Origin of the sequence: Hyalangium sp., from assembly GCF_035629615.1 — a bacterium.
Taxonomy (GTDB): Bacteria; Myxococcota; Myxococcia; order Myxococcales; family Myxococcaceae; genus Hyalangium.
In genome coordinates, this window is sequence record NZ_DASPHO010000161.1 from 17,799 (window position 1) to 39,760 (window position 21,962).

At 69.8% G+C, this 21,962-nt stretch carries 17 protein-coding genes and 1 riboswitch; of the genes, 7 read left to right on the plus strand and 10 right to left on the minus strand.

Features of this window, described 5'->3' with window-relative positions:
• Positions 1–30: 30 nt before the first annotated feature.
• From VD972_RS08285 to VD972_RS08300, 4 genes are all read right to left on the minus strand, one after another.
• The gene (locus tag VD972_RS08285) at positions 31–804 is read right to left on the minus strand and encodes an ABC transporter ATP-binding protein (RefSeq protein WP_324983410.1); all 774 of its coding nucleotides are present in this window, start codon (positions 802–804) and stop codon (positions 31–33) included.
• Positions 805–807: 3 nt separating this feature from the next.
• Entirely contained in the window at positions 808–4,029 is a 3,222-nt protein-coding gene (locus VD972_RS08290; protein ID WP_324983415.1) for a serine/threonine-protein kinase, read from the minus strand.
• A gap of 101 nt (positions 4,030–4,130) precedes the next feature.
• Positions 4,131–5,858 (minus strand): FHA domain-containing protein, encoded by a 1,728-nt coding sequence (locus tag VD972_RS08295; RefSeq protein ID WP_324983419.1) that lies wholly within the window; start codon positions 5,856–5,858, stop codon positions 4,131–4,133.
• A gap of 110 nt (positions 5,859–5,968) precedes the next feature.
• Complete coding sequence (locus tag VD972_RS08300; RefSeq protein WP_324983422.1) at positions 5,969–8,257, minus strand: SIR2 family protein; 2,289 nt, start codon at positions 8,255–8,257, stop codon at positions 5,969–5,971.
• 102 nt (positions 8,258–8,359) lie between these two features.
• Here VD972_RS08300 and VD972_RS08305 point away from each other — a divergent pair, with 102 nt between their 5' ends.
• Complete coding sequence (locus VD972_RS08305) at positions 8,360–8,884, plus strand: AgmX/PglI C-terminal domain-containing protein (protein ID WP_324983426.1); 525 nt, start codon at positions 8,360–8,362, stop codon at positions 8,882–8,884.
• Between the two features lie 201 nt (positions 8,885–9,085).
• Here the strand turns inward: VD972_RS08305 and VD972_RS08310 are convergent, their stop codons facing one another.
• From VD972_RS08310 to VD972_RS08335, 6 genes are all read right to left on the minus strand, one after another.
• Entirely contained in the window at positions 9,086–10,096 is a 1,011-nt protein-coding gene (locus VD972_RS08310; protein WP_324983464.1) for an iron ABC transporter permease, read from the minus strand.
• Positions 10,097–10,155: 59 nt separating this feature from the next.
• Positions 10,156–11,019 (minus strand): helical backbone metal receptor, encoded by an 864-nt coding sequence (locus tag VD972_RS08315; protein WP_324983429.1) that lies wholly within the window; start codon positions 11,017–11,019, stop codon positions 10,156–10,158.
• Between the two features lie 9 nt (positions 11,020–11,028).
• Positions 11,029–12,639, minus strand: a complete 1,611-nt coding sequence (locus VD972_RS08320) for an MXAN_6577-like cysteine-rich protein (protein WP_324983433.1) — start codon at positions 12,637–12,639, stop codon at positions 11,029–11,031.
• Entirely contained in the window at positions 12,636–14,654 is a 2,019-nt protein-coding gene (locus tag VD972_RS08325; RefSeq protein WP_324983436.1) for a TonB-dependent receptor, read from the minus strand. The genes VD972_RS08320 and VD972_RS08325 overlap by 4 nt, the downstream gene beginning before the upstream one ends.
• Positions 14,655–14,713: 59 nt before the next feature.
• Positions 14,714–14,951, minus strand: a riboswitch (cobalamin riboswitch).
• Positions 14,952–14,958: 7 nt separating this feature from the next.
• Positions 14,959–15,483 carry an FHA domain-containing protein gene (locus tag VD972_RS08330; protein WP_324983438.1) on the minus strand — a complete coding sequence of 175 codons (525 nt, stop codon included), beginning with the start codon at positions 15,481–15,483 and terminating at the stop codon, positions 14,959–14,961.
• 137 nt (positions 15,484–15,620) lie between these two features.
• The gene (locus VD972_RS08335; RefSeq protein ID WP_324983441.1) at positions 15,621–16,859 is read right to left on the minus strand and encodes a dipeptidase; all 1,239 of its coding nucleotides are present in this window, start codon (positions 16,857–16,859) and stop codon (positions 15,621–15,623) included.
• Positions 16,860–16,966: 107 nt separating this feature from the next.
• Here VD972_RS08335 and VD972_RS08340 point away from each other — a divergent pair, with 107 nt between their 5' ends.
• The 6 genes from VD972_RS08340 to VD972_RS08365 form a co-directional block, all read left to right on the plus strand.
• A complete protein-coding gene (locus VD972_RS08340) occupies positions 16,967–17,572 on the plus strand; it encodes a YcjF family protein (protein WP_324983444.1) in 606 nt (201 codons plus the stop codon).
• Between the two features lie 200 nt (positions 17,573–17,772).
• Positions 17,773–18,021 carry a hypothetical protein gene (locus tag VD972_RS08345; protein WP_324983447.1) on the plus strand — a complete coding sequence of 83 codons (249 nt, stop codon included), beginning with the start codon at positions 17,773–17,775 and terminating at the stop codon, positions 18,019–18,021.
• Positions 18,018–18,374 carry a helix-hairpin-helix domain-containing protein gene (locus VD972_RS08350; RefSeq protein ID WP_324983450.1) on the plus strand — a complete coding sequence of 119 codons (357 nt, stop codon included), beginning with the start codon at positions 18,018–18,020 and terminating at the stop codon, positions 18,372–18,374. Before VD972_RS08345 ends, VD972_RS08350 begins: the two co-directional genes overlap by 4 nt.
• 134 nt (positions 18,375–18,508) lie before the next feature.
• On the plus strand, positions 18,509–19,615 hold the full coding sequence (locus VD972_RS08355; RefSeq protein ID WP_324983454.1) for a hybrid sensor histidine kinase/response regulator: 1,107 nt from the start codon (positions 18,509–18,511) through the stop codon (positions 19,613–19,615).
• Between the two features lie 212 nt (positions 19,616–19,827).
• Positions 19,828–20,367: a MarR family transcriptional regulator gene (locus VD972_RS08360; RefSeq protein WP_324983458.1), complete on the plus strand. Its 540-nt coding sequence runs from the start codon at positions 19,828–19,830 to the stop codon at positions 20,365–20,367.
• Between the two features lie 155 nt (positions 20,368–20,522).
• A partial coding sequence (locus VD972_RS08365; RefSeq protein WP_324983462.1) for a DUF4175 family protein occupies positions 20,523–21,962 on the plus strand: 1,440 nt, incomplete at its 3' end.

Consider the following 21,962-nt stretch of genomic DNA (forward strand, 5'->3'; position numbering starts at 1 on the left):
GCGAGAGAGCAAGCGCCAGGAGCGCCCTCGTTACCCTCGTGGGGCAAAGAGCCGGGCCCCGGAGGGCGCCAACGCCATCTCCATGGGCAGGCCGTAGAGCGCCTCGAGCCGCTCTCGCTCCAGCACCGTGTCCACCGGCCCCTGGGCCAGCACGCGGCCGTCGCGCAGCAGCAGCACATGGGTGGCAAAGGCCGCGGCGAGGTTCACGTCATGCAGCACCGCCACCGCGCCCAGCCCCGCCCCCACCCGCGCTCGCACCCGCGCGAGCGCCCCCACCTGATGAGCCACATCGAGGAAGGCGGTGGGCTCGTCCAACAGCAGCAGCGAAGGCTCCTGGACCAGCCCGCGGGCGAGCAGCAGCATCCGGCGCTCGCCGCCCGACATGGCCTCCCCAGGCCGATCCGCCAGGTACGCCACGCCCAGCTCCTCCAGCGCTGAGCGCGCCAGCGTCGCATCCCGCTCGGAGGTGAGGCCCCACAGCCCCAGGTGCGGGCTGCGCCCCATCAGCACCAGCTCCAGCCCACTGAAGCCCTCCGCGGGCTCGAACAGCTGCGGCACCCACGCCACGCGCCGGGCCAGCTCTCGCGCCTCCCACTGCCGGCGCTCCTTCCCCAGCAGCCGCACCTCGCCCCGCGCCCACGGCAGCACGCCCAGCACCGCGCGCAGCAGCGTGCTCTTACCCGTGCCATTGGGCCCGAGCACCGCCCACAGCTCCCCCGGGCGCACCGTGAAGTCCACCCCCTGCAGCACGGGCGAGGGGCCATAGCCAGCAACGAGGCCCTGGGTCTCGAGGAGCAGTGTCACGGGCTACTGGTTGCGCACCAGGTTTCCCAGCTCGATGCGCAGCTTCTTCACCCGGTTGTAGACATCCTTGTCATACGCACCCTCGCCCAGATTGCTCATGTCCCCCTTCACGTCCTCGAAACGCTTGCACGCGAGGGCGAGCGTGGGGCTGTCGCACGACTGCTCCTGGGTGAGCTTGTTGTAGGAGTTGCGCGCCTGGGCCCACTCCTTCTGGAGCTCAGTGGCCTCCTTGCTGCGCGCCGACGACGACCCCCTCTTGCCGGAACGCGAGCCGGGCGCCTTCTTCGGCGGAGAGGCCAACACCGTGGGCACCGGGACCACGAGCTCCTCCTCCACGCTCTCGGGCGTGGCGGCGCTGTCCGCCGCAGCCGCCGCCGGCTGGGGTGTGCCGGCAGACTCAGGTGCGGAGGGAGGCGTGGCGACAGCTCCCGCGGGTGGGGGGGGCGTGGCGCTCGGAGCGGTGCCCGGCGGCCCACTGGGGGGAACCTGCGGCTGGATCGGCGTCAGCCCAAGCTCGGGCGGCTTCTCAATCCCGAGCTTCGACTTCAGCAGCTTCTCCATCTGCGGGAGCGTCACGTACACCGCGGCGCCGGCCCCCAGCAGCAGCACGAGGCTCACCGCGAACCAGGCCCATGAGCGCTTCCGGGCAGGGGCGGGCGTTGCTGGGCGCCGTGGCTCCTCGCGCTGCGCGCGGCGGCTGCCCTCGCCGGGTCGGGAGGGGATCGGCGTCCTCCGAGTCTCGTCGCGCGGATTCCGGGGCTCCACTCCTCCGTCATCAACATCGATGGACACGGGGATGGAGTCCTCGGCCTCCGAGCTCCCAGACTCCACGGGGCGCTGCGCACCTCGAGCGGGAGCAGCGCCGCCTCGGGGCACGGAGGGCATGCCCGCGGACGAGCTCCCGCGCACACGCCGGGTGCTCTTCGAGCGCCCCGGGGCCGAGATCGAATCTTCCGACGCGCTGCTGGCGCGCCCTGGGCTGGAGATCGACGACTCCTCCGGCACGCCGGTGATGATGATCTCCCCAGTGTCAGACTGGTTCTGAAGGGCCGCCTCATCCAGCACGACGCGCGGCTGCGTGTCCTCCGGAGGCTTCGCGGGGGCCATCTGGTAGCTCGGATGCGTGTCATCGAGGCCGCGGCGGCCTGCCTCCGTGCGCGCGGGCGCGCCATCCGGGACCAGCGCCAGGAGCGGCTCGGTGGGCCGCCCTGCGGCACCTCCGGACTCCCCCTGCGCCGCGCGGGAGGACGTGGAGCGGGGCAGCTCGCGCGGAGCCGTGACGATCTCCGCCTGAGCCTCGAGAAGCAGCGCCTCATCCGGCACGGGAGGCCAGGCTCCGCCCCCCACCGCGGGCATGGGCGCGGGCGTGGAGAATGGGAACGGCGGGGGCTGCTGGGCCGCCGTGGACGACGCCGGGCTCTCGGGAGGAGCCGCTGGCCCGGGGCCCTGCTGTCCGGAGGCGTGGGCGCGGCCCACCTCCAGTCCGCGAGGCTCGGTGGTGACGAGGCCTGGCGACGGCAGCGGCGGCAGCGACACCCGCTGCGTCTCCTGGAGCCTGGAGGCGGCGATCGGCGGCGGCGGCGGCGACATGGCCGCCCGCGGCAGCTCCCCCGCTCTGGGCGAGCCGACGCTGCCCGGGGGCGGCGGCGGCACGGTCGCACGCAGCGGCGGCTCCGGGGGCCTCAAGCCACCCGGGCTCGGCGGAGGCGGCGGCATGCTCACCCGCGGCGCCTCCAGGGTCCTGGCCGTGCCGGACATCTGCGGCTGGGGAGCGGCCCCCGGCGGGATGGCGGCCGCGGGCACGTACGGGATGGGCATCTCCACCGTCGGAGCGCTCCCACGCGAGGTAGTCGGCCCGGCCATGGACACCGACGAGCCCGGCCGTGTGTCGAAGTCCTCGGCGCCCAGCTCCACCGTGACGGTCTCGGTCGCGGACGAGGCGGCGGACAGCGGAGCCCGCACGCGGGCGCGCGCGGCCGCATCGAGCGCCTCGAAGGAGACGGCGGGGCGGGGAGACTCGCCGACCACGACCCCAGGCCGGGTCTCCTCCTCGTGCACGCTCGCCTGACTGCCAGGGCGGCTGCGAGGCGTGGGCTGGAAGGAGAGCGGCTGGCTCGGCGGGTCCAGCCGGATCGTCTTCGGAGGCAGGCTCGGCGGAGGGAACCGCGCGGCCGGATCCGTGTCCAGCTCGATGCCCATGCGTGGCGGGGGTGGCTCGCCACCGCGCTGCACCTCCTTGAGCTGGGCCAGCAGCTTGCGCTCGCCCACGTACTCGGAGGAGAACAGATCCCTCATGAAGCGGCTGACGTTCTCCGGACCGGCGTTCCGGTCGATGTCCATCAGCACGCCCATCAGCTTGCCGCGAAACTCCTCCGCCGTCTGGAAGCGCTGCAGAGGCTCCACCGCCAGCGCCTTCATCACCAGGTGCGCCACCGCGGGCGGCGTGAGCGGCTCCACCTCGTTCAGCGGCGCGATGCGCGGGCTGGCCACCGCGGACATCAGCTCGCCCGAGTGCACCGCGTCAAAGGGGTTCTTCCCGGAGAGCAGCTCGTAGAGGCACAGCCCCACCGCGTACAAGTCACTGCGGCGGTCCACCTGCTGGTGCTTCGCCTGCTCCGGGGACATGTAAAGGAACTTGCCCAGGATGATGCTCGGGTTGGTCTTCGCCGCCGACAGGCGGCTCTTGGCCAGCCCGAAGTCGATCACCTTCACCTCCCCCTCGTAGGAGATGAGGATGTTCTGCGGCGAGATGTCCCGGTGGACGAGGTTGATCTCCTTCTCGTCGTCGTCCCGCTTGCGGTGCGCGTACGCCAGCGCATCCAGCACCCGCCCCATCACGAAGAGCACGAAGGTGAGCGGCAGGGGCGTCTGCCGATCCCTCACCCGCCCGGCCACCTTGCGCAGATCCTTGCCGTCCACGTACTCGAGGGCCATGTACGCCTCGCCCTCGTGCAGCCCCATGTCCAGCACCTGCGCGATGGAGCCGTGGCTGAGCTTCACCAGCGTGCGGGCCTCGCCCACGAAGCGATCGACGAACTCCTTGTCCTCGGCCAGCTGCGGCAGGATCTTCTTGATGACGCACAGCTTCTCGAAGCCCTGCACGCCCTCCAGCCGCGCCAGGTAGATCTCCCCCATCCCGCCCGTGGCCAGGTGGGACAGGAGGGTGTACCGACCAAAGGCCTGCGGCCGGAAAGGCCGCAGGCGGGCTGAAGAAGGCGAGTTCATGCGGTGAGAGGACCCACGATCCTTGCATTCAAGCCCGTTCGGGGCCTTCTCTTCAACCGGTCAACCGGACGCGAGGCTTCCTGCCGGCCTGGCCCTTGGTTCTATCTGAGCCCGTTCACCCCGGGATTGGTGAGCGCGGGCACGTCCTCTTCGAGCACCTCGAAGGCGGCCACCTTGTCCTTGGGAGGGCGGACCAGGCGCTCTCCCAGAGGGAGGACGTCGAAGCGCGCCCCGATGGAGGCAAGGGTCTTCCCGGTAATCAAGACCTGTCCGGGAGAGGCCGTGGAGGCCAGCCAGCCGGCCACGGGCATGCCCTCACCCACGGCGGTGAGGTCCAGGCGGGTGTCGGGGCCGATCATCCCGACCAGCCCCTTGGTGGTATGGATGGCGATTCTCAGCTCGCAGCGCTCGTCCGCGGGCCTTCGGGACATGGTCCGTGTCCAGTCCGCGCGCAGCGCCAGCCCGGCCCGCACCGCGCGGACGGAGTCATCCTGCTTGCCGGAAGGGAAGCCGAAGAGGGCGCGGACGGACTCACCCACGAAGGCCTCGACGGCACCCTCGAAGCTGAAGATGAGGCCGCTCATCTTCGCGTGGAAGTCATTGAGCACGGCGGTGGCGCGGACCGGGCCGATGCGGGCGCTCAGCGCGCCGAAGCCCACCATCTCCACGTGGAGCACGGTGAGGGCCCGCTCCTCCAGCGCGGGCAGCCGGCCTCCGGTGCGCAGGGCCTCCACGGCGCGGCGCTCGGCCACCTCCGGGGGGTGGAAGCGCTCCAGCAGGCGGCGCAGGCTGGCACCGCTGCCGCCGCCGCCTCCTCCTCCTCCTCCCTCCTTGCTCTGCCCGGGAACGAACCGCTGCACGCCACTGGCCACGAGGTGGGCCACGGCGGTGCAGGCGTCGAGCATGAGCTCCAGGGTGGTCTCCGCCTCTGCGGGGGTGTTCACATAGAGCACGCCCGCGAAGGGCGGCTCGCGGCCGATGGGGATGCAGAGCACCCGGTCCACGCCATAGAGGATGACGCTCTCGCGGCCGGCAAAGCGCCGGTCGTCTCGCACGTCTCCCACGGCGATCGCCCGGCCCTGGCGCATGGACTCCTCGACGATGGCATCCGAGACGGGAACCTCGCCCTTGGCCAGCCTGCCGCGGTGGCGCACGGCGGCAGGCACCAGGACGCCGCTGGAGTGGCGCAGCAGCACCACGGCGGTGGTGGCCTCGGTGCGCTCGAGCACCCGGTCCATGGCGGACTCGAGGAACAAGGGCAGCGTGTCCGCGGTGGCCAGCGACTCCGCGATGCGGAAGAGCAGGACGAGGGTCTCGTAGGAGACGCGGGGGCTGGAGCCGCCAGCGCCGATGGGCGTGGCCCCTTTCGTTGAATTCTCGAAGGGAACGGGCTCGAAGTTGTCGAGCGCGCGCAGCACGTCCAGATCCTTCACGTTCTTGGCGAGGATGACCGCCGGAGAGACGTCCTCCCCGTGGCCGAAGCGGCGCACGCCTCCCGCGCCCAGGTCCACCATCTCCGTGGCGGCGCTCTCTACCGTGTGAGGTTGTCGGACGGAGAGTGTGTTCTCTCCCAGGATGACGATGTCACCAGGGGCCAGATCCCGGCTGCCCTGGAGGGGGAGTCCGTTGATGCGGCTGCCGTTGCGGCTGCCCAGGTCCTCGATGCGCAGCAGGTCCCCGTCCACGTGCAGACAGGCGTGCTTGCGGGAGACGAGGTCTCCTCCCAGGACGATGTCGTTCTCATCGGCTCGGCCAAGGCTGGTCGTGCCTTCCGGGAGATCGTAGGGGGTGTCGAAGTAGCCCGGCCCATTGATGATGATCTGCCACATCGGTTCCCGGAGATTACACGAGCCTCACGGCTTCAGTGCGGTTCTCGCTCCGCCGCAGGACGATTTCACAGTCGCCGCAAGAACCCAGCAGGAAGGGATTCTGCATCGCGTCAACCCGGCCCTTCACTCCGCAGGGAGTTCCAGAGCTGGAGGTCCCCATCACCGCTGAGCACGTACTGCAGGGCCGTGGGATCATCCCTGAACCGCTGGTAGGCCGCCTGGCGTGCGCGGAGGACGGCCTCGGCCATGGGGAAGCCCGTGGCGAGCGCCCGGTGCAGCGCGACCATGAACTCCGCGCTGGCGCTGGCGCCCGGCTTGTCGAAGGCCCCCACGAACGCGCCGACGCCCTGCCGGATCGCCAGGTCCATGAAGCCCTCGCGCCCCTCGAAGACGGCCGCCCGGGAGCTGGGAACGGGCAGCCGGTGGTAGTCCTCCTCGGCTGGGTAGACCCCGAAGCCGTAGGGGGCGAAGGCCGAGGAAGGAGCGTTCATCACCAGGAAGGGCAGGCGGCCCCGGCTGAGCACCGAGCGCAGGGCCCCCGCCGAGAGCTCCATGTCGCCGGGCAGCTTCAGATAGAGCTCGGCACCGATCTGGCCCACCTCGCCGGTGTAGTGGACGAGGTCGGGCAGCTCGTCATCCTTCTCCGCCATCAGCTCCGCCATGACTCGACCGAATGTCGCCTCCTGGCCCCGAAGCACCGTGCAGACGAAGCCCGAGGCGGGATAGAGCTTGGCGATGTCCTCGAGCTCGCGCGACCCGGCGCTGCCCGCCTTGCGCTCTCCCTCGATGAGGAGGAGACGGGGCCTGGCACGGAGCCTGGGAGCGCCGCGAGCCTGGGACGAGATGCCGACGGGCGCACGGACCAGCCTCCGCTTCAGGCACACCGGCTCTCCTTGGAAGGGAAGGAGCTCCCACGGGAAGCGCGCCACCTCGGGCGCAAGGCGCAGCACGAGCGGCGCCTGTGCCGAAGGCCCCTGCTCCCCGAGCGCCTCGAGCACCTCCTGCGGCAGGTGCTCCTTGAAGAGCCGCTCCGTGAAGTGGGGATAGAGCCATGCGTTGGACTTCTCGCCCCGCTCCACGGCTCGCTTCAGCGACAGCCACACATCCTCGTTCAGGCTGGTGGGTGCGGCCCCTTGCACTTCCGGCACTCCGTCTCCCCGGCTTAGCCGGAGCTGGACCCTCCCCCCCACCCACTCGATGAAGAGCTGGTGCGGCGCGGTGGAGCGCCGTGGGGCCTCCGAGGCCGGTGGCGAAGGCGAATCGAAAGACAAGGGCTGAGAACCCGCTGACGAGGAGGGCCCTTTCTCTTCGGCGTCCATCACCTGCGCGAGGTCCAGCCCCAGGTCCTCCCCCTCGGAGGCCGGTGGGGTGCTCGCCGGCCCGGCATTTGGGCCCCTCTCCTGAGCCATCAGCGACTCGAGGACGCTGTGTCTTGCGCTCGGGGGGCCCGACAGATTGTGCGAGAAGACCTGCGTGGCCTGCGGGGCCGCGGCCACCGGGGGGGGCGCAGCCGCTGGGGCAGGGACGATCGACCTCACCGCTCCGGGCCCCGAGACGGGCTTTGGCAGCACCTCCGCCAGCAAGGCCTCCAGGAACTGGAGCACCTCGGAGTGATCTCCCTTGGCGTTCTCATAGGAGATGACCTGGATGCGCGCCGTGCGCCAGAGCACGTCCCGCTCCACCGGTCCCACCCCCGTCATCAGCGCGAAGCGCTCGGGGATGAAGCCCTTGAAGTGCGTGAGCTGCCGGTCCATCAGCAGCCGGAAGTCTGGATCCGAAAGCGAGTAGCCCACGAAGAGCACGGCCTTGGTGAGCAGCAGACCGCTGAAGATCTCGTTGAAGGACGGGTTGGCGTGGATGATCTCGCTGTAGTCGCGCGAGGTGAGCACCACCGTCTCCGGCCGGTCGATGTCCCCGTGGGCCTTGAGGATGAACTGCCCACCGTCGAAGAGCAGCCGTCCCAGCGCCTCCGTGTCCTTGTGGGTGAGCGTCTTGGGAAAGCCGCCCTTCACCTCCGAGTAGGCCCGCTCCAGCAGCTTGTCGTAGTTGGTCGTCACCCACGCGCTGAACGGCAGATGCATCAGCACATGATGTGTCCGGGGCAGCTGGGCCAGGTCCCCCCGGACCTGATCCGTGAGGAACTGGTGGTAGGCACCGCCCAGCTTCTCCTTGCAGAAGTCCGCCACCTCCAGCAGCTTGCCCTTCTCCACGAGCCGCGCGAGCTCCTCCTGATGGAGCTCGCCCTCCGGGAGCGCGCCGACCAGCTCCTGGATGCCCTTGAGGAGCAGCTTGTTCCAGGTGGGCAACCCGGCCCCTGCCGACAGGCCCGCGCCGACGAACACCACGCACCGCTTCTGCTGAATGTAGCGAACGAGCAACCCAGGCCGCTTCGGAGTCATGACCGCAACGATCGACCACGAAGCGGCCTCTTGCCAACCCGCAGCCGCCGGTTCACCCCTCCCCTCGGCCACCGAGGCTTCTCCGTGCTAGATCAAGACCGCATGATCCACGCCGTGGTGATGACGTTCCTGGCTCTGTCCCTGAACTCCACTCCAAGCCCCCCGGCCATCGGGAGCGGCAAGGCGAAGTACCCACCTCGTACGGAGAAGCCCAAGCCTCCGCCTCAGGACTCACCGTCCCAGGACAGGCCGGCTCCAGCGCCTCCGGAGCAGGAAGAGGAGGAGCCTCGACCCAGGAGGCCGAACCGCGACGAGGACGCGCACAGCGGGGTCCCCCAGTCTCACGAGGCGCCCCACCTCGCAGTCATCCGTCGCAACATGCCCCAGGTGGAGAACTGCTTCGATCGCGCGCGCGTCTGGTCACCGGCGCTGAGGGGGGACGTGGTCCTGGAGTGGGAGATCTCCTCGGATGGAACCGTGGATCGAGCGGTGGTCACCGGCAACACCACCGGCAACACCGAGCTCGCCGACTGCATCCTCCAGGCGGTGAAGAGCTGGAGATTCAGGGAAACGAACGTCGCCTTCCCACGTCACGTGCGTCACCCGTTCCAGTTCCAATCTTCTTGAGACGCTAGAAAAGAGAAGCTGCTCTCCCCTCGAAGTGCAGGTTCTCTGGATATTTCTGCCTTTCCTCCCCCCTTCATCCGGGATGCCCTGCGCGTCTTCCTCACCGAGCACGAGACCCGCAAGTGCATGGTGGAGATCGAAGAGCTCACCCGCGAGGGCCTGCTCGCCGCGGCTGCGGGCGGCCGGTAGTTCCTCCTCCCCTCACTCCGCCACGGACCGGCCTCGCCGGTACAGCAGGGCGATGAAGAGTGGGCCGCCGAGCAGCGCGGTGATGACACCGACGGGAGGCTCGCCGCCAAAGAGGGCAAAAGACAGCCGCGCCAGCAGGTCCGACAGCAGCAGGAAGGCGGCGCCCCCCAGCGCGGAGAGCGGGATGAGCAGACGCTGATCCGGGCCGAAGGCGAGCCGCAGGACGTGCGGGACGATCAGCCCCACGAAGCCAATCAGACCGGTGAGGGTCACGGCCCCGGCGACGCTCGCGCTGGTGGCCAGCAGCAGCAGTCGCCGCGTGCGCGCCACGGGAACTCCGAGTGCCGCGGCATCCTCGTCCCCGAGCATCATCAGGTTGAGCCGACCGGAGAGCGCAATCATCAGGGAGATGGCGCCCAGTTGGAGCAGCGCGGCGAGCCCGAGCGTGGCGCCTCGCTCATAGCCGAGCGACCCGGCGAGCCAATAGAGGATCTCCCCCAAGCGATCCGGGTCCGACAGCGTCTTCACGAGCGTGATGGCGGCGGCGGCGAACGAGTTGAAGACGACCCCCGTGAGCAGCGCGGCGTAGGGGGCACGGGCGGCGTGCCGCTGGCTGACGGCGAGGACGAAGAGTACGGACCCACCCGCTCCGAGGAACGCGAGGAGCGCGGGACCGGAGAGGCGCTCGAGGCCCCCGAGCAGCCCCGGAGCCAGTTGCCCCACGGTGGCCAGCCCGAAGGCGAGCGCGAGCGTGGCACCCAGGGCCGCGCCGCCGGAGACGCCGAGCACGAACGGATCGGCCAGCGGGTTGCGCAGCAACCCCTGGAGGGTGGCCCCGGACGCGGCGAGCCCAGCGCCGACGATCAGCCCCAGCAGGGCCCTCTGCAGGCGCAGGGACCAGAAGATGACGGCATCCGAGGACTTCGGGTCTCCAAGAGCAGCGGAGAGGGAGATGGGCTGCTCGCCGAAGCGGACGGCGAGGGCGAACGCGACGCCGGTCAGCACCAGCCCCGCCGCACACAGGCCCAGGACGCGCGAGGCGCTCAGCCGCTTTCCCTCCCGCGTCACGCCCTTCTCCTCCGCTAGCGGACCTGGATGTCCGGATGCAACAGGCCAAACAGCTCCTCCAGCCCCCGTCCCAGCGAAGGCCCGGGCTGCAGCAGCGCGAGGGAGGGCACCTGCACCCAGCGCGCGGAAGACAGCCCGGGGAGAGCCTGGATCTTCTCCTTGCCCACGTCCACATCCGCCGCGTCCACCACCACGTCCGGCCGGGCCCGCACCGCGCGCTCGACCGAGTAGACGGGGTATGCGGAGCCGCCATCACCCGCGACGTTGACGGCGCCTGCGTCGAGCAGCAGCTCATTCGCGAAGGAGCCGGGCCCTGCGACCACCAGGGGCTCGAAGCCATAGACGAGCAGCACGCGCGGGGTGGGGAGCTTCTTCGCCGCCTCACGGATCCGGGCGCGAGTGGTCTCGAAGCGGGAGATGAGGGCCTCGGCCTCCTTCGTCCGATCGAGCGCCTGCCCCACCGCGCGTAGGGCCGCGAGCGTGTCCGCCACCGAGTGCAGGGGCAGCGAGAGCACTGGGACGCCCAGCTCGGCCATGCGCTCCACGGGCCGCTGGTTGCCGGGGCCCGGCTGGACGAGGACGAGATCCGGCTTGAGGACGATGACGGCCTCCACGGAGGGATCCACGAAGCCGCCCACGCGGGGCAGCGCCGCCACCGCCTTGTCCGCGTCGAAGCGGGAGACGCCGACGAGCGTGCTGCCAGCGCCCATGGCGAGCACCATCTCCGTGAACGACGGGGCGAGTGTCACCACGCGCTGCACCTTCCCCTGCTTCTTCGGCCCCAGCCAGCGAGGCCCGCGCTGGGCATCGGCGGCGCCCGCCGCGCCAGAGAGACCCAGCGCGGCGAGCAGGAGCAACGGAGCGAGGCGGATTCTCAAGACGGGCTCCTACGGAATGGCGATGACGTCCCCGACGAGGGAGAAGCCGGACTCGCGCTGGCAGGCGGGGATGGGGGGCTGCTTCTGCGGATCGAGGCCACGCACCTCGGTGAGCCCGGTGGAGGTGACGTCGACGACGAAGATGCGGCCCGCATTGTTGTCTCCCAGGTAGACGCGGGTGCCTACCACAGCGAAGCGGCCGGCGGACGGCAAGGCGCAGGAGGTGCTCGCCTCGGGGCACGCGAGCGTCCAGGTGGACACCACCGCGTCCTGCTCATCAACCAGCACCAGGGCCGTCTTCTCCACGCCCACGAGGTTGAAGCTGGCGTCATAGGTGGACTTGCCGGCACAGCTGACCACCAGCCTGTTCCCCACGGGGGCGAGCCAGCCCGCGTTGAGGCAGCCCTCTCCGAGCGAGAAGTACTTCACCTCGCGGGTCTGCGGGTGGATCCGCGCGAGCAGGCCAGGGCCGCCGGGGCTGAAGGTGTTCGGATCCAGGTTGTTGAGGGCCGTATAGAGGTAGCCCCGCTGGGCGACGATGCCGGAGGGTGTGGGGATGGGGTTGCTGCCCGGGAATGGCAGGAGCGCGTCGCCCGAGGGGAGCTCGATGTGCGGCGTGGCGAGCTGCGGCTGGCTCGGGTTGGCCAGGTTGACGCGCGCGAGCTTGCCACCGGCGGACAGGTCCCCGAAGAAGTTGCCATACAGCGTGACCCACAGGTCCGTGCCGACCTTGACCATGCCGAAGGGGTTGGTGCTGGCGCCAAACTCCACCTTTGCCACGGGCTCCAGCCCGAGTCCCTGCGGGAAGCGCGTGCCCTCTGTGAGCGTCCCAGGCTCCTTCTTCCGCTGGAGCACCAGGAGCGTGTTGCTGGAGGAGTTGAGGACGTAGACGTAGGGATCATCGACGAGCACCTGATTGGGCGCCTCATCGGTGGCCGCCTCACCCGGCAGGGCGGCGTAGTCCACGAGGCGGGCCTCGCGCACCTTCTTCGCGGTGTCGAGCACCAGCAGCACGTCTTGCATGGGCGCCGCCGACAGCGGGTGCTCGCCGAGAGGCCGGTTGGGGCCCTTGAGGTCCGAGCCGGCCTGGATGCCCACGACCTGGCCCGTGTTGAAGCAAGCCGCGACGACATCATAGGTGCACACGCCCGAGTGGCAGCTCTTTGCATCGCCACACGCCGCCTCGCAGGCGCCGCAGTGCCCCGAGTCCTTCTTCAGATCCACACACCTGTCCCCGCAGCGCGTGAACTCCTGGGAGCAGGACACCTTGCACTGGCCGCTCTCGCACACCCGGCCCTGGCCGCAGATGATGCCGCAGGCGCCACAGTTGTTCGGATCGGACGCGGTGATGGCGCACTGCCCAGCACAGACCGAGCTGCCCTCCTGGCACCGGCAGGTGCCCTCTGCGCAGACCTGTCCCCGGCCGCACACGACGCCACACGCGCCACAGTTAGCGGAAGTGCTGGAGATGTCCACGCACTGCCCGAAGCACGTCGTGAGGCCTTCGCCACACTCCGCGCCCAGCTCCGGACAACCTCCCAGGAACAACCCGAGGGCCGCCACCATCACCGTCACCCCCGTGGGAGCTGAGCGCTCCAGCCTTGTCTGCGTGCTGCTCATCGAGAGTCCGTCCTTTGTGTGGGGGAAGCAGGGGGAGCGCCGCCGAACGCCACCGCCAGCGTCACGTAGGCAGAGCGGCCCGGAAGGGGGTAGCCGTCGAGGTCCACGGCTTGCGCGTCGAAGACGTTCTTCAGCTCCATGGAGAGGGTCAGCTCGGGGGCGCGACCGAAGGTGCTGGAGGCTCCGGCGTGGACGAAAGCCCGCCCTGGAAGCACAGCCTCCTCGGTGCGGTTGGAGAACTGCGCGGACTGCGCCGCCACCTCCACACGCCCGGTGAGCCAGCGCGGACCGCCGGACACGCGCGCGCTCAGCTTGTGGCGCGGCCGGTACGGCAGCTCCTTGAGGTAGTAGCGCGGATCATCCCGGAGGTTGCGTGAGACGAGCAGCGTGTACCCCAGCGTGCCCGCCACCCACGGGTGGGGACGCCACTCGCCCTCGGCCTCCAGGCCGGCCACGCTCGCGGTGGCGAAGTTGAAGGGCTTGGACGAGAACGGCGGATAGAGCTCGTAGGTGATCAGATCCTCGTAGAGGCTGTAGAAGCCTCCCACGGAGGCCTGTGAGCGCTCGGTGCGGTGAACCACCGCCAGGTCCGCGTACAGCGCGCGCTCCGGGCGCAGCGCGGGGTTGGGTAGCAGCAACCCCTGCCGCACGTACAGCTCCTGGAAGGAGGGAGCGCGGTGCGCCTGCCCGGCGTTGGCTCGCAGCTCGAGGCCCGCAGGCAGCGCCAGCGTGGCGCCCAGCTTGGGGGACAGCAGCGTGTACGGCCCGGCGCGCTCCACCCGCAGGGACGGTGCGACGAGCAGTCGGCCACTGGCCAGCACCAGCTCGTCCATCACCATGACGCTGGCGCGCAGCCAGCTTGGGCGGGACTTCTCGCCCGAGCTGACCTCCGCATCCGTGACGTCCTCACCTGTGACCGCCAGCGCCGCGGACACACCGTGCCAGCCGCCCAGCAGCTTGCGCGCCTCCAGTTCCACCCCGCCCACTCGCTGCGATTGAGCGCCTTGCAGCGCCTGGGGCCCACCCGACAGGGCGATGCGATCCCCGCGGAACCAGGCTCGCGCGGAGCCTCGTGCTCCTTCCAGCTCGCCCGAGAGACGGAGGCTGGCGGCCGCACGCCCCGTGCTCTGCCGCGTGTCGAGGCTCGGATTGGTCGCGGTGCCAGCGAGCCCCCGGTCATCCGCGGACAGCTCGCCCAGCAGATCCACCTCGAAGCCGCGCTCCAAGGCATGCCGCAGCCGCAGCAGTCCTCCTGCTCCGCGCGCGTCGTTGTTGGTCCGGCGGCGCTCGAGGAGCTCATCTCCCGGGAAGGCCGGGCTCGGGTCGAAGAGGAAGGGGAAGTCGCCCTCGGACCGTCCCCCGTGAACCAGCAGCAGCGCCTCGACGCCGGCCACGGGGCCCGTCGCGGACAGCCACCCAAGCTGCGTGTTCCAGCTCCCATAGGTGGCCTCACCCGCGACGCGCGCCTGAGCGCCGGGGCGCCGGGTGATGACGTTCACCACGCCTCCCAGCCCGCCTGAGCCATAGCGTGCGCCTACCCCGCCGCGCAGCACCTCGAAGCGCTCCACCACCGCCAGCGGAACACGCGACAGATCGACGATCCCGCCAGCACCATTGAGCGGAATGCCATCCAGCAGCAGGAGCGTCCCGTTCGGAGAGGCCCCGCGCACCACCACGTTCTTGCTCTGCCCGTAGCCGCCACTGTCCTGCACCAGCACGCCCGCGGAGGTGGAGAGCACCTCGGCCACATCCTTCGCGGCCCCGCCAAAGTCCGCCGTGTCAATGACGGTGAGCGCGCCACTGGGATCCCTCTGCGTGGCCGAGACCATCGGCTCGAGCGAGGGAGCCGCATGGACCTCGACGGAAGGGGTGGCAATGTCCTCGGGAGCTGGGGCGTCATCGCCCGCCGCGGTGGAAGCGGGGGCGTCCGCCTCAGGAGGAACCTGGGCGCGCGCGACTCCGTTCAGGGTGAGCACCAGGCTCAGTCCGAGCCCGGCAAGGAATGACTGCCCCATGCTCCGCCTTCCGCTCTCTCCACCGGAGAGAGAAGGCCATCCGGCGTCGCCTTGTGAGCTGGCTACCGGACCCCTGGGCAGGTCTCCTGGCTCATGGGCTCGGGATGAGAGCGCACGCTGCGCCTCTCCAGAAGGAGTCCTCCCCCTTCCCCCGGAGCGCCGCTCCAGAGTGGGGACTGCCGAGGACCCCGGCCCTGACCGACAGGGCTGCCCACTTACAGTGGCGGGACCGCGCCGGATTTCCACCGGCTTCCCTCTTGCGTGCCCGGTATGGGCACCCAAGGGCGCGCCCCTTGTAGGGGCTTCAGCCCGCGCTCGTCAAGCACACCGGCGTCAGCGCTCGGGCCTGGACGTACTGCTCGAAGGCGGACGCCTGGAGGAAGGCCATCTCCACGGCCCCGAAGCGCAGCGAGGCCCGAGCGAACAGCGGCGTGGGACGTCCAGGGAGGATGAGCACGCCGGCCTGGAACGTGCCGTTATGGCTCTCGGCGTCCACGACGTGCCACATGCCGGTGTGCGGCTCCTGGCGGAAGACGGCGTGGAGGCGCGAGACGGTGGCATCCTCGATGACGATGTCGCAGTCCGGCGAGCGGCCGAAGGTAATGTCCTCTTCCGCGGGGATGCGCTTGCGCAGCTCAAGGACGAGCGGCTCGGAGTGGGCGGGCCGCTGGAAGCGGATATTGGACAGAGTGGAGCGAGCGAAGCCCAGGTGGGGATCCGGCCGAGGCGGCGGCGACTCCCACACCAGCACCGGCCAGCAGATCGCCTTGAGCAACGCCTCTCGAGCGTACAGGAGCTGAGAAGCCAGTACGGAGAACCTGAGCGCCACGCCACCCTCCTCCCCCAGGAGCCGAGGACGGAAGCTGTGCATGCGCCTGGGGCCTGACCAGCCCTCTCCGACGCGAGTCTCCTTGCACTGATCGCGACCGTCCACCCTCAGCGTCTTTTTTCGAGGGAGCCGCTGCGTCAGCGTGGCGCCTGTTCAGCGCGCAACTGCTGGCTGACACGCTCGGCCTCGCGAAAGGCGCGCAGCAGGTTGCCGCCCAGGATTTTGTGGACCTGTTCGCTGGAGTAACCCCGGGCCAGGAGGGCCTCGGTGATGCGGGGCAGGTCGGCCGCGGAGTCGATGCCCTCGGGAGTAGAGGAGATGCCATCGAAGTCCGAGCCGAGCCCCACATGGTCCACACCGGCCACCTTGGCGATGTGGTCGATGTGATCGATGAGGGACTTCAGCGGTGGGCGCTTGAGCCTGCTGGACCACTCACGCTCCACCGCCGTGGCGGCGCGGAGCTGGAGGCCAGCGTCCGCCTTGCGGAGCTTTGCCAGGGCTGCGGCGACGGCGGCATCGCGTGCGGAGGCCTGCGCGGCGGTGCCCTTTCGGAACTCCTCATCAATGAAGGCCGAGAAGAAGTTGACCATGACGACGCCGCGGTTGGCGGCCACGGCCCGGAGCATCTCGTCCGTCAGGTTGCGCGGGCTGCGGGTGAGGGCGCGGGCGGACGAGTGAGAGGCGATGACGGGCGCGCGAGACACCTTCACGGCATCGAAGAAGGTCGCGTCGGAGACGTGGGAGATGTCCACGAGCATCCCCAGCCGGTTCATCTCGCGGACGACCTCCTTGCCGAACGGCGTGAGGCCACCGTGGTGCTTCACCTTCGGATTGTCGATGTCGCCGGAGGCATCGGCCCAGCCGTTCGTGTTGGACCAGGTGAGGGTCATGTACCGCACGCCCAGCCGGTGGAAGGCGCGGAGCACGCCCAGGTCGTCCTCGATGGCATGACCGCCCTCGACGCCCATGAGCGTGGCGAGCTTCTTCTGGGGTCCGCTGCGCGCATCGACGATGTCCTGAGCGGACAGGGCGAGCACCATCTGATCCGGGTGGCGCTCGATCTGGCGGTGGACGGCGTCAATGAGCGCCAGGGCGCGGTGGGCATGGCGGCCGGCATGCTCTCTGGGATCGATCCAGATGGAGAAGAAGACGGCGCCGAGGTTGCCAGCACGGGCCTTGCCGAGATCCACGTGGCCCTCGGTGAGGGGCGTGTTGGAGCCGAAGTCGAAGCCCTCATCGAGGAAGCGCTGGGGCGTGTCCATGTGACCATCCACGACGATGGCGGCCTCATGGACGGCGCGAGCATCTGACGCGGCTGTGGGCTTCGGGGCGGGCGTGCTCGCGAGGAGGAGGGCGGTGAGGAGGGCGCAGCTCAAGGCGGGGCTCCTTCGGAGTGCTGTGGCCTCCGCTCTATCGCACAGAACCCCCTGCGTGGGCGGCCCTTCCGGGTATGCTCTGCGCATCAGCCCAGGAGAAGACGACCATGTCGTGGCTCGACACGTTGGATGACATCCGGACGCGAGACTTCAGCAAGGTGTCCATGAAGGAGCGGGACCAGACCGCGAGAGATGTCGTCAACATGTCCTCTTACATGACCGCGCTGGTGGCCATCTCGCCGCTCCCGTGGACGGATGTGGTGCTGATGCTGCCCATCCAGACGGGCATGGTGGTGACGGTGGGGCACATCTACGGACGGAAGGTGAGCAAGGCGTCCGCGCGGGAGCTCATCCTGGAGATGGGCACTACTGCGGGAGTGGGCCTGCTGGCGAGGCAGGGCATCAAGGCGCTCATCCCGATGGTCGGCCCGCTGCTCACGGTGGGGCCCGCTTACGCCGCCAACTGGGCGATGGGCCGGGTGGCGATGGAGTACTTCAAGAACCCTGGGCTCAACCGCGAGGGCCTGAGAGAGGTGTTCCGGCGCGCCCGGGAGGAGGGCCGCTCGCTCTTCTCCAAGGAAGGGTTCGACCGTTTCCGGGCGCGTGAGAAGGAGGAAGCCAAGGCTCCAGCGCCGAAGAAGAAGAAGAAGGCCGCTGCGAAGAAGTCAGGGCCGAAGAAGAAGACGGCCACCCAGAAGACCTCCAAGAAGTAGCGGGGCGTCTCCAGACAGTCCACGGCAGTCCACGGCGGTGGACGCTCCACACGCGCATGAGCGCCGTTCTCGCAGCGGCTCAGAGGGAAACCGCTGTTGGCACGGCAGGTGCTCTTGGCTCGTGCGACCTCAGGCGGTCAAAGCCGATGAGGCGCCCACGCCACTGATGGCGCGGGAGCGTGAAGGAGCGAGGTAGGACGATGCTGACGGCAGGAAAGAGGTTGGCGGTGTTCTCCATTCGGGAGGGCAAGGGCGGGAGCATCTGGGTGCGGGCGGGGAGCGCCTTCGTGAACAAGGATGGCTCGCTGAACGTGCTGCTGGATGTGCTGCCCCTGGACGGGAAGCTGCACGTGCGCGAGGCAGCGGACAAGAAGGACGGAGCGCAGGCGGCCGGGCGCTTCTCGTCCGAGTCGGGGCTCGAGTCGGGGCTCGTGGAGGGCCACTCGTGAGCGGGCGTGCGGTGCTGGTGACGTGGGTGATGGTGCTCGGGCTGGTGTTGCTGGGGCCCGGGGTGGCGGAGGCGGGCCGGAGCCGCACGGAGTACACGGGCGCAGTGAACCTCAACGAGGCCACACGGGAGGAGCTGGACCGTCTCCCGGGTGTGGGGAAGAAGGCAGTGGACCGCATCCTCGCGCACCGCGAGAAGCGGCCCTTCAAGCGCATCGAGGAGCTGGTGCGAGTCAAAGGCTTCGGGAAGAAGAAGTTCCAGAAGCTCAAGCCGCACCTGACGCTCACCGGTCCTACGACGCTGCAGGCAGAGAAGCGCAGCGCCGCGGACACGCCGGCGAAGTCTAAGCACTGAAGCCGCGCAAATAGCCAGGCCGCTCCGGTGTCATCACGGCCGGAGCGGCCAGGTCGTGTCCCCTCGCTGACCTGGAGGGGTATATTGGCTTGACCTCCACATGAGGCGATATGGAGGGGACAAGAGGTCCGCGAATGCATCGCCAGCCGTTGCGCCTGCTCCTCATCGAGGACTCCGAGGACGATGAGATCCTGCTTCTCGAGGAGCTGCGGAGCTGCGGCTATGAGCCCTCCCATACCCGCGTCGAGTCGCTCGAGGATCTCGACCGCGCACTCCATGGGGGCACCTGGGACGCCATCATCTCTGACTACGTGCTCCCAGGCTTCAACGGCCTGACGGCGCTCGAGCAGGTGCAGCAGCGCGGAATCGACCTGCCCTTCCTCATCGTGTCCGGCGCCGTCGGCGAGGACACCGCCGTGGCGGCGATGAAGAGCGGCGTCCACGACTTTCTCTTCAAGGATCGACTGGGGCGCCTGGGCCCGGCCCTCGCCCGGGAGCTGCGCGAGGCCAAGGTCCGCGCCGATCGCCAGAGGATGCAGGAACAGCTCCTGCTCTCGGACCGGCTCGCCGCGCTGGGCCTGCTCGCCGCGGGCGTGGCCCACGAGATCAACAACCCGCTGGCCTCGTTGAGGATGAACCTGGACTTCACCCTGAGCCGCTCCCGCGAGCGGGCCCTCCCCGAGGATGACGTCCAGGCGCTGCGCAACGCCTCCGAGTGCGCTGAGCTCATCCAGGAGATCGTCCGCGACATCAAGATCTTCGCCCGGCCTGAAGAGCAGGACTTCGGCCCGACGAACCTGCACCGGGTGCTCGACTCGGCCCTGCGCATGGCCTGGAACCAGGTCTTCCCCCGAGCCCAGCTCATCAAGGACTACGGTGACGACGCCACCGTCCACGGCAGCCAGGCCCGGCTGGCGCAGATCTTCCTCAACCTCGTCATCAACGCCGCCCAGTCCATCCCCGACGGCAACAGCTCCGAGCACGAGATTCGCGTGGTGACCCGGCGCGAGCAGAACGGCTCCGTCCGCGTGGAGATCCGTGACACGGGGCCCGGCATCCCCCCAGAGCTCATCGAGCGTATCTTCGACCCGTTCTTCACTACGAAGCCTCTGGGCGTCGGTACCGGCCTGGGGTTGTTCATCTGCCGACGCCTCGTCACCGAGATGGGCGGCACCATCGGTGTCCAGAGCCACCCCGGCCGAGGCAGCCTGTTCTGGGTCCACCTCCGCGGCCTCCTCTGAGGCGCGCAACGCACCGCGTCATCCCTCGCTTGGGGTGACCTCAGGGGTAGCATGGCGGGGCGTCAGCGGGGCGACCCTCCAGGTCACCTGGCTGGTTGCTTCCCAGCTTGCCCTTCTTGGAGGTGCAATGGATCCCCGCTGTGGAAACCGTGGAACAGCGATAGAACTGTCGGATGGGTAACGTGGAGGCGGAGTTGAAAGACACTGGAGACATGCAAGAGCACGAAGGGTCGACCCCCCCCGAGCAACCGGAGAAGGCTCGCGGCCCTCAGCTGGGCGAAGTCCTCGAGTTCATGCGCCTGCTCTGGGCCGTGGATCATGGCCTCCAGTCCACCTCCAAGCGGATGGAGTCCTCCCTGGGCGTCACCGGGCCTCAACGGCTGGTGCTCCGCCTGGTCGGCCGCTTCCCTGGCATCACCGCCGGCAACCTTGCGCAGATCCTCCACGTCCACCCCAGCACCCTCACCGGCGTCCTCAAGCGCCTGGAGAAGCGGGGCCTGCTGGAGCGCAAGTCGGATCCGCTCGACGGGCGCAAGGCCCTGTTTGCCCTCACCGAGGCGGGCCGGACGCTGGATGTGCCCTCGACGGGGACGGTGGAGTCCGCCGTGCAGCGAGTGCTCTCGAAGCTGAGCCGCACCCGCATCCTTCATACCCAGGACGTGCTCACCGCGCTGGCCGAGGAGCTGGGAGGCATCGCCACGGCGGCCGACCCCCCGGACGACCCCGCCTCCCGGCGCTCTGCTACCCGCTGAACCTCTCTCCCACCCAGCCTTTCGCCGCCTGACAGAGCTCCCCTCGCCAAGCGCTCGCCACCACGAAGGGCCGCGCACGCAGGGGGAGATTGCTACAGAATTGGGAAATAGGCGGCCCACCTGCGGGTTGCCTCGCCTACTGAGCGGACGAGATTGTGAACCTCGACACACCGCAGCCCCCAGATCCGGAGCTTCCCCCTCCGCCCCCTTCCCCGCAGGCTCCTGCCGTGGCCCGGCCACGTCCGCGCGCTCGCCAGGTGGAGGCCCTGCTCGCCGCCGTGCGCACCCGCCAGCGCAAGCAGCTCTGGCTGGAGGGCGCCATGCTGGGCGCCATGGCCTTGCTGGTGCTCGGCCTCGCGGGCGGCTTCCTCGGGCTCGTGGCGCCAGCACTCGGCCGCTGGGTGCTGATCCTCGCACCCTTCGTGGGCATCGCCGTCGCGTGCGCGCTGGGCATCTTCCTGTCCCGGCGGATGGTGGGAGATGACGTCCGGACGGCGCGGCTGATCGGCGCCCGGCAGCCAGAGCTGTCCCTGGACGTGCTGGCCGCGGTGGAGCTCTCGCGGGAGGACGGGGCGGAGCAGCACTCCCCCATCCTCGTCACCGCCTTTCTCGGACAGATGGACTGGCGGGCGCGGCACGTCGACCCGGCCACCGTCGTGGACAGCCGGAGAGTGCAGCGCGTGGGGCAGGTGCTGAGCGCCCTCTCCCTGGCGGTGGTGGTGGCCCTGGTCCTGGCGGGCGGCCGCTGGCGCACGGGCGTGGCGAAGGCCTGGGAGACGAGCCCCGCCGCCGAGGCCACCGCCAAGGCCGAGCCCATCACCGGAGACATCGAGCTGACGTACCGCTACCCGGCCCACATGGGGCTCGCGCCGCGCACGGTGGCCGGCACCAACGGTGAGGTGAGCGCGCCGGCGGGGACCGAGGTCCTCCTCAAGACTCGCTCGGACCGGGAGGTGGAGCAGGCGGAGATCCTCATCAACGGCGAGCCGCTCCCGCTCCAGGTGGAGAACCGGAGGGACTTGAGCGGCTCCTTCGTGGCGAAGAAGGCCGGCACCTACCGCTTCGCCTTCTACACGGAGAAGGCCGCCAAGCCCGACGTGACGGGGCCGGAGATTCCCCTCAACGTCGAGGCGGACGCGCCGCCCCAGGTGGCCCTGCTCGCCCCCGTCACGGAGCTCGAGGTGGACCCGGGCCAGCAGGTCGTCGTCAAGTACGAGGCCACGGACGACTATGGCCTGAGCGAGGTGGCGCTCGTGTTCCGCACGCCGAGCTCGCTGCAGGAGACGCGCGTGCCGCTGCCGCGCGAGGATGGCCGCCGCAACAAGGGCTCATACACCTGGGACTTGAGCCGCTTCACGGTGAAGCCGGGCGATCGCATCACCTACCACATCGAGGCCCGGGACAATGACGCGGTGGAGGGCCCCAAGAAGGGCCTCAGCCGCACCCAGGTGCTGCGCATCTACAGCGCCGCCGAGCACCGCCGCGCCGCGCTGCAGAAGGCCGAGGCGCTCTGGGGCCGGCTGCTGGATCACCTCGCGGACCGGCTGGACGGCTCGGACCACGCCAAGGAGAAGACGGCGGAGAGCGTCACCGCC

What these genes read in the sequence shown, in the direction of transcription:
- VD972_RS08290 (WP_324983415.1), bottom strand. Translation starts at nt 4,029, where the DNA reads ATGAACTCGCCTTCTTCAGCCCGCCTGCGGCCTTTCCGGCCGCAGGCC.
- VD972_RS08295 (WP_324983419.1), bottom strand. Translation starts at nt 5,858, where the DNA reads ATGTGGCAGATCATCATCAATGGGCCGGGCTACTTCGACACCCCCTAC.
- VD972_RS08300 (WP_324983422.1), bottom strand. Translation starts at nt 8,257, where the DNA reads ATGACTCCGAAGCGGCCTGGGTTGCTCGTTCGCTACATTCAGCAGAAG.
- VD972_RS08305 (WP_324983426.1), top strand. Translation starts at nt 8,360, where the DNA reads ATGATCCACGCCGTGGTGATGACGTTCCTGGCTCTGTCCCTGAACTCC.
- VD972_RS08320 (WP_324983433.1), bottom strand. Translation starts at nt 12,639, where the DNA reads ATGAGCAGCACGCAGACAAGGCTGGAGCGCTCAGCTCCCACGGGGGTG.
- VD972_RS08325 (WP_324983436.1), bottom strand. Translation starts at nt 14,654, where the DNA reads ATGGGGCAGTCATTCCTTGCCGGGCTCGGACTGAGCCTGGTGCTCACC.
- VD972_RS08340 (WP_324983444.1), top strand. Translation starts at nt 16,967, where the DNA reads ATGTCGTGGCTCGACACGTTGGATGACATCCGGACGCGAGACTTCAGC.
- VD972_RS08345 (WP_324983447.1), top strand. Translation starts at nt 17,773, where the DNA reads ATGCTGACGGCAGGAAAGAGGTTGGCGGTGTTCTCCATTCGGGAGGGC.
- VD972_RS08355 (WP_324983454.1), top strand. Translation starts at nt 18,509, where the DNA reads ATGCATCGCCAGCCGTTGCGCCTGCTCCTCATCGAGGACTCCGAGGAC.
- VD972_RS08360 (WP_324983458.1), top strand. Translation starts at nt 19,828, where the DNA reads ATGCAAGAGCACGAAGGGTCGACCCCCCCCGAGCAACCGGAGAAGGCT.